This is a genomic window from Vibrio harveyi NBRC 15634 = ATCC 14126 = KCTC 12724, from assembly GCF_001591145.1.
GTDB classification, from domain to species: Bacteria; Pseudomonadota; Gammaproteobacteria; order Enterobacterales; family Vibrionaceae; genus Vibrio; species Vibrio harveyi.
This window is the reverse complement of record NZ_BCUF01000005.1, coordinates 71580-89730: the sequence shown is the minus strand read 5'-3', so window position 1 is coordinate 89730 and position 18151 is coordinate 71580. Positions and strand designations below refer to the sequence as shown.

The following is an 18151-nucleotide window of genomic DNA, read 5'->3' as shown; positions in this document are numbered from 1 at the left end:
TTCCACAAACTGTCTAGGGCTTTTAAAATCAACCTAATAGGGTTACAGTTTGATGATAAAACGTTTTTCTAATCCATAAAGTGAATCTATGTCGTCAAAAAAAGTGACCATTACAGAAGTCGCTAAACATGCTGGCGTGTCAGTTACCACCGTCTCTATGGTGTTGGGGAATAAAGGGCGGATCTCTCCAGACACAATAGAAAAGGTCAACGCTGCGGTTGAAGAGCTTGGCTATATCCGTAACCGTGCCGCTGCCAACTTGCGCTCCAACTCCAGTGAAATCATTGGACTGATCCTCAAAGACATCAGCGATCCCTATTACGCGGAAGTCGCGGCAGGACTGAGCGAAGAAATCGAGCAGCAAGGTTACATGCTGTTTCTGGCTCAAAGTGGGGATAGCCAAGAAAAGTTTGAGAAGTGCGTATTAACCATGGCACGCCAAGGTGTCGGTGGGATTGCCTTTTGCCCGATTGGTGAAAGCCAGCAGTTCAACGTCGAAAACCTCAAGCAGCACAATCTGCCAATGGTGTGCATTTCACGCGCTTCGGTGGATAAGCAAATCGACTACGTGGGACCAGACAACATGTACGCTGCCAAGTTGGCGACGGAGCATCTGGTTAAGCAAGGTCATCGCAGAATCGCTTATGTCGGCGGTGCGAGCAGTTCTTTGTGTCGTGCTGAGCGTATTGGTGGGTATTGTTCAACTCTGATGCAGTTTGGTTTGCCTTTCAAACCAGAGTGGGTGGTCGAGTGTGAGAAAAGCCAAGCGTCTGCCGCTCAAACTGTGCAGCAATTGTTGTTGGAACATCCACAGATTACCGCGGTTCTTTGTCACCATTCCTCGACGGCACTAGGCGCGGTTTATGGCATACATCGAGCAGGGCGATCCATCGGTAAAGATCAGTTTATCGGCGAGCAAGTATCGGTGATTGGTTTTGATGACGTTGAAGAAGCAGAGTTAATTGAACCACCGCTCACCTTCGTTAATTCCAATGCACGAGAGATGGGAAGACAAGCGGCAAAACGATTGATCAATCAACTCAAGCAAGAAGACAGCGAACCTTACAGCTTGATCCTGCCTCCCAAACTCATTGTTCGTGAGTCGGCTTAACCCAACACCACTTCCACGCCTTGCTTTCTCAACTGTTCGAGGTCGCTTTTCGGAGCGGCTTTGTCGGTTAACAACACAGAGATTTCACTCGTTTTACCAATCGAAGATGGGTAGATTTGCCCAAACTTGCTTGAGTCCGTCAGCACGATATTACGGCGCTTTTTCGCAATGATGGTTTCAGCGATTTCTGCACGCATCATGTCTCGGCTAGTAAAGCCTGTGTCTTGATGGAAACCGTCAATACCTAAAAAAGCCGTGCTGAAGTGAATGTTCTCAATACACAGCTTAGTCAGCGGTCCAACCAAGCTCTCGCCTTGATGCTGATACACACCACCAAGCAAGATGATGTTGGCTGAAGTGTTTCGGATGAGGTGGGCGATGTACGCCGATGGGGTAATGATGGTGACGTCACCACGTTCAGCCAATGTGCGAGCTAAAAGCGCATTAGCACTGCCGCCTTCGATTAACACGGTTTCGTTTGGTGATACCAAATCTGCCGCTTTGTTGGCTAACGCTTGTTTGATGTCGAAACGCACTTCGAGTCGCGTATCAATATCGTCACTTTGTAGCGCCGTCGCAGCGCCGTGTACGCGCTTTAAGTAGCCTTGTTGCTCAAGGAAGTTCAAATCCTGCCTGATGGTCACGCCCGACACGCCAATGATGTCAGAAAGCTCCGTCACTTGAACGCGTTTGCGGTCATTAACCAATTGCAGGATTTCATTTTGTCTTGAGTTCACAGGCTCGCTCCTTTTTGATGAGCTTGCAGTATACGCCCGAACACTTTCATATGAAAGCAGCCTGTGAACGATGGAAGTAAGCTAAGCTGCGTTACACCGTAAGCTCAAGACGGTTGCCATCCGGATCTAAGATGCAGCTTTCATAATAACCATCACCTGTTTGTCTCGGACCGTCGACCCATTGGTAGCCATCATCTACTAAGGTTTTGGTTAGTTGGTCCACCGCCTGCTCTGATCCTAAGGCGAAGGCAAAGTGTGCCAACCCTGTGACCTGCATTGCATGAGATTTTTCACAGGCGGTCACACCTTCCATCGACATTAACTCCAATCGTGCGCCACTTTCAAACGAAAGAAAGTAAGATGAAAATTGCTTAGTTGGATTGTGATATTTATCGTTAGACACCGCGTTAAAGTATTTCTCATAGAAGGCTTTAAGCTCTTCCAAACGTTCAGTCCAAATCGCGATATGTTCAATTTTCATTAGGATTCCCCTAGCTCTTAACTGCGCTCAATCTAACGAGGAAACGCAGCACAAAAAAGAGAGCAAATCACTTCTGAGTTGTTCCTGTTTTATGGTTGGAGTTGTGTTTGAGCGAAAGTGATGCCCATAATGACGCAAAGTTTTTCAGGACAGAATGATGGAAGAGATTTACTTCGCAGGCGGCTGCCTTTGGGGCGTTCAAGAATTTATGCGTCACCTTCCGGGCGTAATCAGCACCGAAGCAGGACGAGCAAATGGCACGACGGACAACACTCAAACCGAATACGATGGCTACGCGGAATGCGTGAAAACCCAGTTCGACCCTGAACAAGTGTCGGTTGAAACTTTAATGGGGTATCTGTTTGAGATCATCGACCCGCACAGTGTTAACAAGCAAGGTGAAGACGTAGGTGAGAAGTACCGTACTGGTGTCTATAGCCAAAACGAACAACACCTAGCGATTGCTAAAGCGTTTATCGCAGCCAGACCAGATGCCGATAAGATCGCCGTAGAAGTGCTGCCACTCACGAACTACGTGCCAAGTGATGATGAGCATCAAGACCGACTCACGCGGTTTCCAAACGACTACTGCCATATCCCGTTAGATTTGCTGCATAAGTACAAGCAAAACTAATGGTATCCACTGAGCACTTCCCAATTTTCAAATAAAAAAGCCCAGCATGTCGACTGGGCAAAATTGCTGCTTAAAAAACATGACGTGCCTTAATCAAGGCAAATAGGACAGATAAAAGCAGTATGCTTGGATATTTATCGTCTATCGCAATACTAGAAGTTGTAGATCACTGCGATTTCGGCACGAGTAATGTTATCGCTTTGAGGACCGACAACATCACGCGTATAGTCACTATCCAACGCATAGTACAGGTTCAACTCCGTTTTTAGGTTGCCCGTAATGTAGTTGTGGAACTGCAGATAAAATTGAGTGTAAGCGTATTTTTCATCAGAGTTTTCACCGAACAAAATATCCTGATTTAAGGTATAAATCGCATCGTCTGTATCGGCGCGCCACGTTGACATAAAGCCAGTGATAATGCTCTGTTTTGGCATGTACTCAATAACTGAATAACCGCCAACCTGCATCGCGTTACCGTAAGCCCCGTCATGAGCAAAACCTAGAGGATCCCCCGTCCATAGTGGGTTGAACGTGTTCACTTTATCGCTATCCTTGCTTGTTCCCGATGCATAATGAAGGTTTAAACCTGCACGTACATTCCAATCTGCACTCCAGTTGTAGTTCAGATCTGCATAAGCCATATACGCTGAAATATCTTTGCCAGCATGGTCACCAAACTGATAAACACCATCAACCATGTACCCGAAGCCTTCACGAACAAAATCATGTGCGTGCAAGCCCAGCACTTGAATATCCACATCCCCATCCGGAGCATTAACGAATGAACTGTTGGTCACGTCATTGCTCATGAAATAAGCCTGCATTGCGCCATAGTCCGTGCGCCAATTCGCAAAGATACCTGTGGAGGTTTTTCCGTTGGTTTTGTCATCCCAGTTCCCACTCCAACTGCCATCTTTGCGCAATGGGAAGACTTCTTCACCGTAATAAACATCAAAGTTGATGCCATTCACTCTGTATTTGGCACTCGCCGCATTCCAACTCGATTGCACGGGTGTTGGTTCTCGGTTCATCATTTGCCATTCATTGAGGTAGATCTCTTGGCGTCCTAAACGTGTGCTCAAATACTGTTCACCATCATCGAGCAGCTTGAACTCTGTGAATAGTTGGTGGAAGTCAGTACCAGCATCATCTACCGGACCAGGGTTATCTAAGTTGGTGTAGTTGGTGCGGATTTCACCGTAGATTCGAGCCCAATCTTGGTATGTCACATCAGTAGCAAACTGCATTCGGCTACGGAACTCATTTTTCTTACGTACATCAGAGTCATACATATGATTCCAACGATTATCAAAAGCCGCTTTAATGTTACCGCTAAATGAAACTTTCCACTCTCCATCATCAGTAATATCAAGGCGTTTTAACTTCTCTGAAAAGCTCTTTTCGCTCTCCGCAAGATTGTCTACGTAGCTCCAATCTTCATTTGCACGATCACCCCAAAACACGATTGGGTTTCTTTCAGACCATGTAGGGGCTTCGGTTGCGTGTAGCGCACCAGAAATACTCACTGCAAGCAAGGTTAGGGACACTTTTGTTATATTTTTCATAATTATATTTCCATATTTTGGGTACAGAAATCCCTACCCGTGGTGCTCGCACCACAGGAGGGTTCACTTGTTATTGGTTTTTTATTTGTAGGGGGGAATGATTAAGAGTCGACGCCCAGCGCTTCTTTAATACCTGACGCAATGGTAATAACGTTCGCACCGTAGATGACCTGAATTCCTTTTGGCATTCTCACCACGCCAATTGCATTCAGTTGTTTTTTCCAGACATCATCTGCTGCCGCTAACGTTTCATCATGTAGGGAAACCCTTAAGCGTGTGGCGCAGTTTGAAACGTTATCGATGTTCTCAGCACCACCCAGCGCTTTAATAATTTCGACTGGAAGACCTGCAGAGTTCTGCTCTTTTCTCTTCTTGAAGTCTGCTTTTGAGTAAAGAGCGATATCTGCATCATCGTCCTCTTCACGACCTGGTGTTTTAGAGTTGAACTTCAGAATCACGTACTTAAATGTGTAGAAGTAAACAACGAAGTACAGTGGGATAATCCATAGCAACGCCCAAGCATGTACCTTCTCTGGCTGTAGTAGGTTTGGCACCATAAACAACAGTTGGTTACCATGAATAGAGACGCCAAACATCTCAGTAATGACATAAGCCAAACCATTTAATGGCACGTGCACAGCAAAGAACAAGAATGGTTGAACAAACAAGAAAGTGTATTCAAGTGGCTCTGTGATCCCGATAACTGCTGCAGTAAATACGGCAGGGATCATAATCGCAGCGACTTTCTTTTTGTTTTGTGGTTTCGCGGTGACATACATCGCATAAGCCGCACCTGTAAGACCACCAATCTGAATTGGAATACGACCACTAGTAAAGTTATGTGTGATGTAACCAGTTGCCTCAGGGGAGCTCATTTGACCATTCATGATATTACGTACGCCTTCGTACACAACGCCATCAATTTCCATTACCCCACCCACACGAGTGTATTCAATTGGGAAGGCGATGAGATGGTGGAGACCAAATGGCAGTAACCCCTTATCAAACACGCCGAATAGGAAAGAGCCAAAGATACCCGAGCTAGTAATAAGCGTCGTGATAGATTGCAGCCCACCAGCGATCGGTGGCCAAGCATGATAAGCGACAAAGCTGATCGGCATAATCGCAAGATAAGCAAAGATTACGACAGCACGTGGACCAGAGAAGAAGCTCAGCATTGCTGGCATTTCAAATTTGTAGAAACGGTTGTGCAGTGCCGCTGTGATACAGCCCACAATGATCCCGCTAAAGATCCCCATGTTGTATGAGAATACGCCTAGGTTTTCACCCCATAGTGAATTGAAATTTTGTGCGGCAACTTTGTCGTAACCCATGTTGTTAACAAGGTAATCAACACTGGTCGTTTCCGGTGTCCAGCCGTTAAAAGCGGCAATGGAACCAATCGCGACGTTGAAACACATAAACATGGTAAAGCCTGTAAATGCTGCCCAACCTTTTTCAGATTTTGACAAGGCAAAGGCTAAACCAATCGCAAAGAATGGTGGTAGGTTTCGCATTACCATCAAACCAAGATCGAGCATCAGTTTGAAGAACGCAAAAATGACAGAGTCTTGAGCTGACATTTGGTTTACAACGCCAGCACCTATCCCTATAAAAATACCTGCAATGACCAGTACAATGATGGAAACCATCATACCGCCGGCAAGTGCTTGAACCTTATCTCTCATAATTTACTCCTGAAGTGATATGAGAACTTTCACGTATATCGTTATTGCTTTTATTAGTGACTCTAGGTTGAGCTGTTCATTTGGCTCGTGCACAAAGGTCACTTCTTCAGGGAAAGTTGGTCCAAAAGCTACTCCATGCTCCAATGCACGCGCGTACGAAGCCGCGCCTTTACTAAAGCAATTTGCATCCGTTCCAGTAACATCGGAATAAGCTTTCCCCATCGCTTGGATAAGGGCACTTTCGGGAGAGAGGTAGGATAGAGGTAAGTACTGATGTTCGACAAAGTTCACACCAGCTTGTTGGGATAAAGCCAGTAATTGGGAACGAACTCTCTCGATACTCAGTCCTTTAGGAAACCGAAAATCAAAATCCAAATTGTAGCCATGCGAATCCATGTTGATGGCAGAAACACAACGCGTTGTGTATCCCATCTCATCATCGTTATGGTATAGACCTAACTTATGCCCGACGTAGTCATTTGCAAAGTGGGAATCAAGCAAGTGGACCAAGCTGGCAGAGTTTGGATCTAATCCTTCCACATGACGCATAATGTTGACGAACTTGTCCATGCAGTTATCAACTTTATGCGGGTTGCGGGATTTCTCCCACGGCGTTGAAATCTCAACGCGGTAATGTGACTGACAGTCAATCACATCAGCAAAAGCAGCAAACTGATGCGCTACTTTTTCAGCACTAGAGCCTGCCAATTCAAGCACCAAAAAGTGACAAGTGGATGTTCTATCTCGTTCACTCTCGATGCGTCTAATTTGGCATGCGCTATCACTGCTTCTGGCAGAAAATTGCTTCCCCAATGACGCATACAAAATACCCTTTTCACCGTTGACGATTGGGAAGTCGCCATCTGGAGAAAAGCCATATTCTGGCTGCGGATTGTGTTGAAAGTAATGCTCTACACATTCCCAAGTTGTCTCTTCTGCACCACCAATAATGACTCTTATTTTCTTATTGAGAGGGACAGTAAGTTGTTTAAACAACTTGAGGATGTACAAGCTAGCAATCAGTGGACCTTTGTTGTCTGTTACGCCTCGTCCAAAAACCTTGTTATCAATTTTAGTCATGCGGTATGGCGGCGTTCGCCATAGCGTCTCATCCCCTGCTGGCACCACATCAACATGGTGCAGCAGAGCGATTTCTTGATCACCTTGCCCAAAGCTTATATCCAAAGCATAACCTTGGTGATCACGCACTTCTAAACCTTCTCTTTCAGCAAATTTGATTAAGTAATCAAACGCTTGTCTAATTTGATAACCAAACGGAGCATTCTCTGTTTGTGTCGTCAAATCACGTACTGATGGAATAGCAACTAGCTCAGATAAATCGTTAAGTAACTCATCAATATGCTGTTCAAGATACTCGATTGCTTCTGTCGAAAACTTGCTTTCCATCATGTTTAATCCCTTAAATCCCTAGCCAAGAAGAGGTTATTAATAAACTTGTTATCAGGCTCTCAATTTACCGATAACCAACGAACGCCTTGTGTATTTGAAAACGCCATATAGTGCGCACGGCATTGAGAAAATATGCCATTCTCAACCACACCTGAAAGGGAGTTCAGTCGCTGTTCTAATTCGGTTGGCTCACTCATATCTAGACCAGAAACATCCAAAATGATATTGCCATTATCAGTAACGCAATCAGGGCGTTGCAAAGGACGACCACCAAGGGATTTTAAGGCGAGAATAACTGGCATTTTCGCCGCTGGGAGGACTTCAATTGGCAGAGGGAATTTCCCCAGCGTCTCCACTAAACGTCCTTCATCTGAGATGGTGATAAAGCACTTAGTCATAGAGGCAATGACTTTTTCACGCCCTAAAGCCGCGCCTCCACCTTTGATTGTGATGCCGTTTGTTAACCCTTCATCAATGCCATCAACGTAATAATCCACGTACAAGCAGTCTGCGAGAGGGATTTCTTTCAAACCTGAACTCTGGATGGCTTTAGAAGAGCGTTCTGAACTTGATACACAGTGAGCAAACGCCACGCCACTAGCTGCCAATAATTGGACAAATACTTCTGCTGTTGCACCTGTACCAATTCCAATAACCGTATCTGGAGTGACATTTTGTAGAATGTGGTCCAAGGCTGCTTTCGCAGCCTTGACTCTTACACATTCATCCACCGTATTTGTGATGAAAGTTTCCATTACGCGTTCTCCATCATACGCTTGGCAGTATCAACAACGTTTGCCACAGTAAAGCCGTACATTTCAAAGAGCTGATCAGCTGGTGCAGACTCACCAAAGCTCGTCATACCGATGATCTCTCCTTGTAAGCCAGCGTACTTAAACCAATAATCTCGAATACCAGCTTCAATCGCGATACGCTTGGTCACATTGGTTGGGAGAACGTGTTGTTGGTATTGTGCACTCTGCGCGTCAAACACGTCGGTTGCAGGCATCGAAACCACACGACAGCGAACATTGTTCAACTGCGCCTTTGCTTCCATAGCAAGAGCAACTTCAGAACCCGTGGCAATGAGAATAAGCTCAGGTTCACCGTCACAGTCGGACAAGATGTAACCACCTTTCGCGATGTTTTCTAATGTCTCCTCATCACGCTCAAATTGAACAAGATTCTGGCGCGAGAAAATCAGTGAAGTTGGACCATCCGTTCTCTCGACAGCGGCTTTCCAAGCGACTGCGGTCTCGACTTGGTCACAAGGACGCCATGTGCTCATGTTTGGCGTTAAACGCAGTGATGCGATTTGTTCCACAGGTTGATGCGTTGGACCATCTTCACCCAAACCAATTGAATCATGCGTGTAGACAAAGATGCTGCGTTGCTTCATCAATGCGGCCATACGCAATGCATTACGTGCGTATTCCATAAACATTAAGAATGTGCCGCCATAAGGAATAAAACCGCCGTGGAGAGCAATGCCATTCATCATGGCTGACATGGCAAACTCACGAACTCCGTAACTAAGGTAATTACCTGAAGCATCCTGAGCGGTAATCGCTTTTGAACCAGACCAATTCGTTAGGTTTGATGGAGTTAGATCTGCCGAGCCACCTAGGAATTCAGGTAAGTGCGCGCCAAAGGCCTCAATCGCGTTTTGCGATGCTTTGCGAGTCGCGATAGTCGCAGGGTTGGCTTGCAAAGTTTTAATCACATCTTCACTGATTTGAGTCCAGTTTTCTGGTAGGTCGCCCTTTACTCGACGATTAAACTCTGCTGCCAGATCTGGGTATGCCGATTCATATTCCACAAAGCGATTCGCCCATTGTGCTTCCGCATCTTTACCTGCAACTTTGGCATCCCACGCTTGATAGATTTCATGCGGGATTTCAAACGGGGCGTATTCCCAACCTAGGTTTTGACGTACTAGCGCTACCTCTTCTTCACCTAACGGTGCTCCATGACAATCGTGGCTTGCTGATTTGTTTGGCGATCCAAAGCCAATAATAGTTTTACAGCAAATTAACGTTGGCTTACTGGTTTCTGCCTGAGCCTCTAGAATCGCTTGGCGAATTGATTGAGCGTTATGACCATCAACATCCGCAATGACGTGCCAACCATATGCTTCAAAACGTTTAGGCGTATCATCCGAAAACCATCCCTCAACCTCGCCATCAATTGAGATGCCATTGTCATCCCAAAACGCAATCAGCTTGCCTAAACCTAATGTGCCAGCTAACGAACAAGCTTCGTGGGAAATGCCTTCCATCATGCAGCCATCACCCATAAACACATAAGTGTGGTGGTCAACGATATCATGACCTGGACGGTTAAACTGATCAGCTAATACCTTCTCAGCGAGTGCCATACCAACACCATTGGTAATGCCTTGACCTAGCGGACCAGTCGTTGTTTCAATCCCCGGTGCATAACCATATTCTGGATGTCCCGCAGTCTTAGCATGCAACTGACGGAAAGATTGAATATCTGCCATCGTCAAATCATAGCCAGACAAATGCAATAAGCTGTAAATCAGCATAGAGCCATGACCGTTAGAAAGAATGAAACGGTCACGATCCGGCCAATTAGGGTTGGTGGGATTATGTTTTAGAAAATCACGCCACAGAACTTCCGCAATATCCGCCATGCCCATCGGTGCACCAGGGTGACCAGAGCCAGCTTTTTGCACCGCATCCATACTCAATACACGAATCGTGTCTGCAAGTTTATTTCGAGAGATCATCTTCACTGCTCCTTACAGACGTGCTTCAATCATTGCTTCTAGTTTGCCTTGGTCTACGGCAAAGTTACGAATACCCTCAGACAACTTCTCTGTCGCCATTGGATCTTGGTTCATTTCCCAACGGAACTCAGCTTCAGTCATTGCCGTTGGCGCAGGGTTCACATTCGTGCGTTGAGCATAAAGCTTTGGTTCAACCTCACCCTCTTGCGCTGCAAGTTGATCTAAGATTGCAGGACCAATCGTTAGACGATCACAGCCAGCTAGAGCGAGCACTTCGTCAGCATTACGGAAGCTAGCACCCATAACCACAGTGTTGTAGCCATGATCTTTGTAGTAGTTGTAAATCTTAGAAACCGAGACAACTCCCGGGTCTTCATGTGGAAGGTATTCTTTTTGATCAGTATTGTTTTTGTACCAATCTAAGATACGACCAACAAATGGAGAGATAAGGAATGCCCCCGCTTCTGCACACGCTTTTGCCTGAGCAAAGTTAAACAGCAGCGTTAGGTTACAGTTAATGCCTTCTTTTTCGAGTACTTCTGCTGCACGAATGCCTTCCCATGTTGACGCCAGCTTGATCAAAATGCGCGCTTTCTCAATGCCAGCTTCTTGGTACATGGCGATCAATTTTCGCGCTTTCACCAAACTGGATTCTTTATCAAATGATAAGCGAGCATCAACTTCAGTAGAGATACGCCCTGGTACGGTTTTTAAGATTTCCACGCCGATGTTGACCGCCAATTTATCGCTTGCATCGATGATCTGCTGTGCTCTATCTGCGCTTTGTTTTTTCGCCCATTCAATCGCATCTACAATCAAGTGATCGTATTGAGGCATCTCTGCCGCTTTAAGCACTAATGAAGGGTTTGTCGTCGCATCTTGAGGCTGGAATGCAGCAATCGCATCAATGTCACCAGTATCAGCAACAACCGTTGTGTATTTTTTCAATTGTTCTAATTTGTTCATAACTCTATCTCGATAAGTTGATAATCAATTGCGCTAGCGAAATTTGACTCATTGACGATAAAACAATGTCTGCATGCGAGACATCTAAGTGCTGAGTCAGGTAATTGGTTACCGCAACTGTTGAAATACCTGCCGCTCGAGCCGCTGTAACTCCTGGAGGAGAGTCCTCAAAGGCAATGGCTTGACTGGCAGAAACTCCGAGTTTTTCTAGGCTAGTGAGATAAACGTCCGGAGATGGCTTACGACGTTCAATCGAGATTTCTTCTGCTCCGGTGAAACAGTCAAAGTAATGTTCTAAATTCAGGCGCTTCAGAATCGGCATGTAATGCTCGTATTCAGAACTTGTTGCTAACGCCATCTTAAGCTCCATTTGCTTTGCTGTGTCTAGATAGCAGCGAACACCTTTTCGTTCTGTTTGAAGTGCAATCAGTCGATAAGCATGACTAAAGACTTGTTGTCTGATTTCATCATCAGATAACACTTGCTTTGAATGATATCGATAAAGGTCACAAAGAGAGGTTGCTGGTACTGAGCTCCCAACTAGACCAGCAACCTGGAGTGGCGAAACATCAATCCCGAATGGCTTCATTAGAGCTTCCCAGGCCCTAAACAAACAGGTTTCTGTATCGACGAGTAGACCATCGAAATCGAAGATTAACGCTTGAATATCACGACGTTTGATGTCCTCTCTATCCACATTCAACGCTGCAAATTTCATTGTTTTTACTTCGTTTCCCATGTTCTCAACCCCTTTTTGTTCTGCTATACCAAGCTGGCGTGCAGAATCGTTTTCATCTCTTCGCCTGTTGTCAAAGGTAGGTTGAAGCAAAACGCTGGTTCTAATGCCTTTACGTCTTCCTCTGTGACTCCTACCTGCGTTAGGTTGTGCTCTAAACCAATTTGCCCTAAAAACGTGACTAAGTGCGTTGCTAGCGATTGCGCTTTTTCTTCAGTGCTTCCCACGGCACCAAATAGCTCAGCAACTTTTGCGTAACGTTCTGGTTGTTTACGCCATTGCAGTTGAACATAAGCGGGATAAACCACCGCTAGTGTCAAACCATGAGGTAAATTCGTTTTTCTACTACCTAAGATTTCCCCTAGAGGATGCGGTGCGCCTGCGCCACCATTAGCCAAGGAGATCCCAGCCAACGTATCAGCGCTTGCCAATCGACAACGACCTTCGATATCGGAGCCGTTCTTCACAACAGCAGGCAAGTTTTCTACCACCAGCTTCATGGCTTCTAGCGCCAAACTATCAACTAATGGTGAAGGCTTTGTGCCGGTGTACGACTCAAACGCATGTGAAAACGCATCAAAACCAGTCATCGCTGTCATACGAGGTGGTAAGGTCAGCATTAATTCAGGATCAATAATGGCTTCACATGGATAAAAATCAGGATGGAACAATGTCAGTTTTGAGTGGCTATCAAGATCAGTAATAACCGCTGCATGAGTAACCTGAGAGCCCGTTCCAGATGTTGTTGGTATTGCAATCAAAGGCACAGTTGATGCTGGCAGCGCCTTAATATCACCAAAAGGCGAATCATAATTATTAAACCAGTGTGCCCAATCAATTGTGTCAACCTTCATGGTTGCTGCGATGATCTTCGCGGTATCGATCGATGAACCACCGCCAATGGCAAGTACAACGTTACAGTCAGCTTCGATACCAACTTGTCGTCCAAGCTCAACAACCGTCGTTGGCGGATTAGGTACAACGCCATCGAAGTGCGTTACATGAATATCTTGTTCGGCAAGCAAAGCAAAAATACGCTCATAAGCTGGTTTAACTGCTTCAAATATCGGTTCAGAGACAATCAAACAGCGTCGACCGTATTTGGCAATCATATGACCAATTTGGCTCACATTGCCCGGGCCAAAGCTCAGCTTAGTCGGTTGGTAGTGATTAAAATGTGTCATGGCAATTCCTTGGTTGGTGTCGAGCCGGAGCATTTCGAGGGGGAAGTTCAGCCCGACACCATTAACTCTAATTAAGCTAGTTCAGCGGCAACGGCTTCTTCAGCAGCATTCAGTGCAGCACGGAAATCTTTTACGCCAGCTGTAATGCCTTCTTTGTGACCGAAGATGTTGGTTGATGCCACCATCACATCAATGTCTTCTTTCAACAGCGGCTCTAGGTTGTGGTTACGGATACCACCGTCAACACACAATTCACAGTTAGGGTTACGCTCGTTAATTAGCTGACGCGCTTCGCGAATCATTTCAATCGCAGACTCACGCCATAACCATTCATCGTTGTTCACGCCATGAATAACAATGTGAAGTCGGTCTAGGTAGTAAATTGCTTCTTTAACGAAAGAGACAGGAGTAAAACAGCCAACGGTTAGACCAAACTTCATGTTGTAGTCACGGCAGTACTTCATCATGTACGCCAATGGCGCACCCAAGAAGTTCTCTGCTGGAAGAATCAGCATGTCTGCGCCAGCTTTAGCAATCTTTTCTACAAATAGACGATCACAATCTTTAAAGTAAGCGTGGACTTCGATTGGCTTATCCGTGTACTGACGAATACCTTCAACGATTTGATGACCACCCATAAGCTGCATGTTTTTCAAATCATGCATATCAGCAGCATCACAGTGAATGTAATCCGCACCCGCGTCAGACACTTCTTTTACGATATCTGCGATGTGGCCGTAATCTACGTGTGCAAGACCTGCTGCGATTTTTACTTTTTTCATTGTGTTTCCTTAATAGAAGTAAGAGTGTTGGCATGAATGCTGACCTTCAGACACGATCAATCTGAGGTACTGCCCAATGCCGCAACCGTTGTTATCTGTGACAATTAAGTTCGCTAACCCACGAATGGCTGGACTAGCGTTTTCCATTGCTACGGGTTCCCCAACAACGCGTAACATTTCTGCATCGTTGTCTCCGTCACCAAAAGCAATGGTGTATTTCGGATTCAGGTTGAGTTGATTAAGTAGGTGAAGAGTTGCGGTGCCTTTGTTCGCTCCCTTCGCTGTGATATCAAGCTTGTTCGGCGTTGAAAGATCGGCTTGTACATGATGATGAATCAGCGCATCACGTAATTCACAGAGAGCGACTTTGTCTTCGCTAGAGACCAAGACTTTATATACATCACCACATTCATTAAGTAGTGAACGAACACTCGGCACAATTTTCATGTTGTCCTCAACGCCCAGTGCCAACATCTGTTGCTGAAGACCTAAGAAGTGTTCAGATTGTTGAGTCGCAAAAATGCCGTTTTCGCAGTAAAGCGTGAAGTAAAACTGACCAATATTGAGAGTGTCGAGTAATGCATTGAGTGCATTTGAACCAATGACTTGGCTATCGTTAATGCTGCCTTGAACATGGTCAAACTGGTAGGCGCCATTACAGCAAATCATCGGCAGTTCAATGCCAAGCTGCTTGGCAAAAGGAAGCATCAGGTTATGTGGACGACCACTTACTAATGTGACTTTATAACCTTCACTAATCGCAAGTTTGATCGCTTCGATATTGTTACTACTGATTTGATTATGGTCATTTAACAGTGTGCCATCTAAATCGATAATGATTGCTTGATACTTCATTTTGGTCTCCAATGACTCTTTGTGACGCAAAATGACTATAAACGGTCAAATGACGTCACGTAAAGTCATTTTTGACTTAAAACGATTCAAAACAGGCTAAAGATCACAAAAAACGGTCACAAACAATTCAAAAAACGTCATTTTGATTTTTTATTTGCTCAAAACGTCAAATTCGGTCAAAATTGGTCAAAACAAAAATCAAGGACTTAACTATGAATGAAGCTCAGCGTCATAGAAGGCTTTTGGAGTATCTAGAAAATCACACGTATGTCAGCACGAGCGACTACGTTGAGATGCTTGATATTTCTCTATCAACAGCCCGACGCGACATAACAAAACTCGCAGAAGACGGGAAACTCACGAAGATCCGCAATGGTGCGGAAGTGATTAAATCAGAACAAGTAGCCACACAATCTCATGTTGCTTCTCATTTCATTCCTTCAGAAAAAGACATTGAGAATTTTGCAGCTAAATCTCGGATTGCCCAAGCCGCCGCTGAAATGTGTGATGAAGGTGATAGTGTGGTGGTAAGTGGCAGTAACACAACGTTATTGTTGGGTGACTATTTAGCTGGCAGCAACATTCAAGTAGTGACCAACTTTATGCCACTTGCTTACCAACTCATTCAGAAGAAACATTCTAGTTTGATCATTCTAGGTGGGCAGTATCTACCAGAGCGTCATATTACCATCTCACCAGATGCTGAAAATACTGACGACTATTCAAGTCGTTACGTTTTCTTCACAGGTACCGGTGTTTCGAAAGCTGGCGTGTACACTTCTGATCTCTTGGTTTACATGGCTGAGAAGAAACTATTGGAATACGGTGATCGTCTAGTAGCATTAGTCGATAGTAGCAAGATAGGCAAACACGGCGGAAAGCTTCTGGCTTCTGCCTCTCAACTTGATACCCTAATTACGGATCAAGGTGCCGATGAAACAACACTTAAAGCACTAGAAGAAGCTGGCGTTCAAGTAATTACGGTATAGCAACGTATTACCATAGACATAACAGCCGGAAGCAACAGTCATGTTCTTCCGGCTTTTTCAATTAATATTTGATTCCCTTCTCGTTTATTTTCAAGCTTCATTATTAATTTCAAAATAAATGGAACATAAGTCACAATACTAATTACCTTCTAGCTCATTGATATTAATGACTTCTATCACACTTAGCTCTCAGTGATACAAAAATATAGTTATTGGTTTTTTTTTACTATTTCAGAAAACCGTAACATTAATTAAATTTGCCTCATTACTTCAGTACCAATGAGTCAAAAAATGATTACAGAACTAACAAACGTCAATTTAATTAAAGGCAACCTTCAAGCAAATAATAAAAAAGAAGTCTTTGAAGAGCTAGCACAGATGCTATTCGAAAATAATCGAATCAACAGCAAAGAGGCTTTTTTAACCGACATCGAAGCACGTGAAGCATTAAGCGTTACTTCAATGGACGGCATCGCTTACCCACACGCAAAAAGCAAAGCGGTTACAGAGCCTGCAATCGCTGTTGGCGTAAAGCGCGAAGGCATCGAGTATGGCGACGAAGAGGGAGTCAAACCGACCGTATTCTTCATGATTGCCTCACCAGATAACGGTGCCGACCACCATATTTATGTTCTTCAAGAATTATTCGGTAAATTTAGCGAAGAGTTTATTGAAGATATTCATAACGCAAAAGACGAAAACCAAATACTAAATATTTTAATTAATTCATAAGGCGTGAAATTATGAGTACAATCACAGCTCAAGCTAGTAATAATAGCGATTTCAAAAAAATCCTAAGTACCATGAAAGGTCACCTTTTATTCGGTACTTCTCACATGCTTCCATTTATCGTTGCGGGTGGTGTACTACTAGCGCTAGCGGTAATGGCATCAGGTAAAGGTGCGGTTCCAGCAGACGGTTTATTGGCTGATATTTCTAATATCGGTATTAAAGGTCTGGTGCTGTTCCCAATTATTCTTGGTGGCTTCATTGGTTACTCAATTGCAGACAAACCAGCTCTAGCGCCAGCGATGATCTCTTCTGGCATCATGGCTGATATGGGCGGCGGCTTCCTTGGTTGTATCGTAGCGGGCTTCATCGCAGGTGGTGTGGTATTCCAACTTAAGAAGATTCCTCTTTCTGCTAACATGACTGCGTTGGGCGCTTACTTCATCTACCCTCTACTAGGTACGCTTATCTCTGCAGGTATCGTTCTATGGGGTATCGGTGAGCCAATCAAGATCTTCATGGCGTCTATGAACGAATTCCTAGCTTCTATGGCTGGCGCTTCTAAAGTGGTTCTAGGTACGATTCTTGGTGGTATGACTGCATTCGATATGGGCGGTCCAATCAACAAAGTAGCAACGCTATTCGCTCAAACTCAAGTTGATACTCAACCATGGCTAATGGGTGGTGTTGGTATCGCAATCTGTACACCTCCTCTAGGTATGGCACTAGCAACATTCCTATTCAAGAAGAAGTTCACTAAGCAAGAACAAGAAGCAGGTAAAGCAGCAGCAATCATGGGCTCTATCGGTATCTCTGAAGGTGCTATCCCATTCGCAGCAAACGACCCTGTACGCGTTCTTCCTTCAATCGTTGCTGGTGGTATCGTTGGCTGTGTGTTCGGCTTCCTAACAGACGTACTGCTACACGCACCATGGGGCGGTCTAATCACAGCACCTGTATCAAGCAACATCCCAATGTACGTTGTGGGTATCGCACTTGGCTCTCTAACAACAGCAGTTATCGTTGGCTTCTGGAAACCAGTTGCTGAAGAAGAAGCAGAAGACGAAATCGTTGAAGCAGCACCTGCACAAGCTCAAGCGGCTCCAGCAGCAGGCGAAGGCGAGTACGACATCGTAGCAGTAACATGTTGCCCATCTGGCGTAGCACACACATTCATGGCAGCGAAAGCACTAGAGAAAGCAGGTGCAGCAGCAGGTCTGAAAATCAAAGTAGAAACTCAAGGTCAAAACGGTATCCAGAACCGCATCACTGACCTAGATGTAGCAAACGCGAAGCTGGTTATTCTAGCTCACGATATCCAAGTAAAAGATGCTCACCGCTTTGCAAAAGCAAACGTTGTTGAGTGTTCAACGAAAGAAGCGATGCGTAACGCAGCGACTCTTGTGAAAGCTTAAACCTTAAGCTCCTCCCCCTAAGAGCCCTTTCCCCCAAAGGGCTCTATTTCAAGTTTTTAAGTTTTAGTAATACCCCTGATTTTTTTAATTATATAACCCTACTATTCACAAGGCTTT

Annotated in this window: 17 protein-coding genes; 5 read left to right on the top strand and 12 right to left on the bottom strand. The window is 44.9% G+C overall.

Annotation, left to right across the window (positions count from 1 at the left end):
• The first annotated feature begins 88 nt into the window (after positions 1-88).
• Positions 89-1111 carry a Mal regulon transcriptional regulator MalI gene (malI, locus tag VHA02S_RS04325; RefSeq protein WP_005453001.1) on the top strand — a complete coding sequence of 341 codons (1023 nt, stop codon included), beginning with the start codon at positions 89-91 and terminating at the stop codon, positions 1109-1111.
• On the opposite strand, the gene VHA02S_RS04320 is transcribed toward malI, so the two are convergent.
• Positions 1108-1848 (bottom strand): DeoR/GlpR family DNA-binding transcription regulator, encoded by a 741-nt coding sequence (locus VHA02S_RS04320; RefSeq protein ID WP_038899327.1) that lies wholly within the window; start codon positions 1846-1848, stop codon positions 1108-1110. The genes malI and VHA02S_RS04320 overlap by 4 nt on opposite strands.
• A gap of 91 nt (positions 1849-1939) precedes the next feature.
• Positions 1940-2329 carry a VOC family protein gene (locus VHA02S_RS04315; RefSeq protein WP_005453003.1) on the bottom strand — a complete coding sequence of 130 codons (390 nt, stop codon included), beginning with the start codon at positions 2327-2329 and terminating at the stop codon, positions 1940-1942.
• A 157-nt stretch (positions 2330-2486) separates the two neighbouring features.
• Here VHA02S_RS04315 and VHA02S_RS04310 point away from each other — a divergent pair, with 157 nt between their 5' ends.
• The gene (locus tag VHA02S_RS04310) at positions 2487-2963 is read left to right on the top strand and encodes a peptide-methionine (S)-S-oxide reductase (RefSeq protein ID WP_038899326.1); all 477 of its coding nucleotides are present in this window, start codon (positions 2487-2489) and stop codon (positions 2961-2963) included.
• Between the two features lie 152 nt (positions 2964-3115).
• On the opposite strand, the gene VHA02S_RS04305 is transcribed toward VHA02S_RS04310, so the two are convergent.
• The 10 genes from VHA02S_RS04305 to VHA02S_RS04260 form a co-directional block, all read right to left on the bottom strand.
• A complete protein-coding gene (locus tag VHA02S_RS04305; protein WP_005453010.1) occupies positions 3116-4528 on the bottom strand; it encodes an alginate export family protein in 1413 nt (470 codons plus the stop codon).
• Positions 4529-4629: 101 nt separating this feature from the next.
• On the bottom strand, positions 4630-6216 hold the full coding sequence (locus tag VHA02S_RS04300; protein ID WP_038899325.1) for a PTS transporter subunit EIIC: 1587 nt from the start codon (positions 6214-6216) through the stop codon (positions 4630-4632).
• Between the two features lie 3 nt (positions 6217-6219).
• Complete coding sequence (locus VHA02S_RS04295; protein WP_172461352.1) at positions 6220-7626, bottom strand: Sapep family Mn(2+)-dependent dipeptidase; 1407 nt, start codon at positions 7624-7626, stop codon at positions 6220-6222.
• Between the two features lie 59 nt (positions 7627-7685).
• Positions 7686-8381, bottom strand: coding sequence for a ribose-5-phosphate isomerase RpiA (rpiA, locus tag VHA02S_RS04290; RefSeq protein WP_017818469.1), 696 nt, complete (start codon positions 8379-8381; stop codon positions 7686-7688).
• On the bottom strand, positions 8381-10378 hold the full coding sequence (gene tkt / locus VHA02S_RS04285; protein WP_038899324.1) for a transketolase: 1998 nt from the start codon (positions 10376-10378) through the stop codon (positions 8381-8383). Before tkt ends, rpiA begins: the two co-directional genes overlap by 1 nt.
• 12 nt (positions 10379-10390) lie before the next feature.
• Positions 10391-11344 (bottom strand): transaldolase, encoded by a 954-nt coding sequence (gene tal, locus VHA02S_RS04280; protein WP_009697922.1) that lies wholly within the window; start codon positions 11342-11344, stop codon positions 10391-10393.
• A gap of 4 nt (positions 11345-11348) precedes the next feature.
• Positions 11349-12083, bottom strand: a complete 735-nt coding sequence (locus VHA02S_RS04275; RefSeq protein WP_038899323.1) for an HAD family hydrolase — start codon at positions 12081-12083, stop codon at positions 11349-11351.
• Between the two features lie 23 nt (positions 12084-12106).
• Positions 12107-13264, bottom strand: a complete 1158-nt coding sequence (locus VHA02S_RS04270) for an iron-containing alcohol dehydrogenase (RefSeq protein ID WP_038899322.1) — start codon at positions 13262-13264, stop codon at positions 12107-12109.
• Between the two features lie 71 nt (positions 13265-13335).
• Entirely contained in the window at positions 13336-14046 is a 711-nt protein-coding gene (locus VHA02S_RS04265) for a ribulose-phosphate 3-epimerase (RefSeq protein ID WP_005453033.1), read from the bottom strand.
• 9 nt (positions 14047-14055) lie between these two features.
• Positions 14056-14901, bottom strand: a complete 846-nt coding sequence (locus tag VHA02S_RS04260) for a Cof-type HAD-IIB family hydrolase (RefSeq protein ID WP_038899321.1) — start codon at positions 14899-14901, stop codon at positions 14056-14058.
• Between the two features lie 212 nt (positions 14902-15113).
• Here VHA02S_RS04260 and ulaR point away from each other — a divergent pair, with 212 nt between their 5' ends.
• From ulaR to VHA02S_RS04245, 3 genes are all read left to right on the top strand, one after another.
• Positions 15114-15890, top strand: coding sequence for an HTH-type transcriptional regulator UlaR (ulaR, locus tag VHA02S_RS04255; RefSeq protein ID WP_038899320.1), 777 nt, complete (start codon positions 15114-15116; stop codon positions 15888-15890).
• A 291-nt stretch (positions 15891-16181) separates the two neighbouring features.
• A complete protein-coding gene (locus VHA02S_RS04250; RefSeq protein ID WP_038899319.1) occupies positions 16182-16622 on the top strand; it encodes a PTS sugar transporter subunit IIA in 441 nt (146 codons plus the stop codon).
• A gap of 11 nt (positions 16623-16633) precedes the next feature.
• Positions 16634-18034: a PTS fructose transporter subunit IIBC gene (locus VHA02S_RS04245; protein ID WP_005453038.1), complete on the top strand. Its 1401-nt coding sequence runs from the start codon at positions 16634-16636 to the stop codon at positions 18032-18034.
• Positions 18035-18151: the final 117 nt, after the last annotated feature.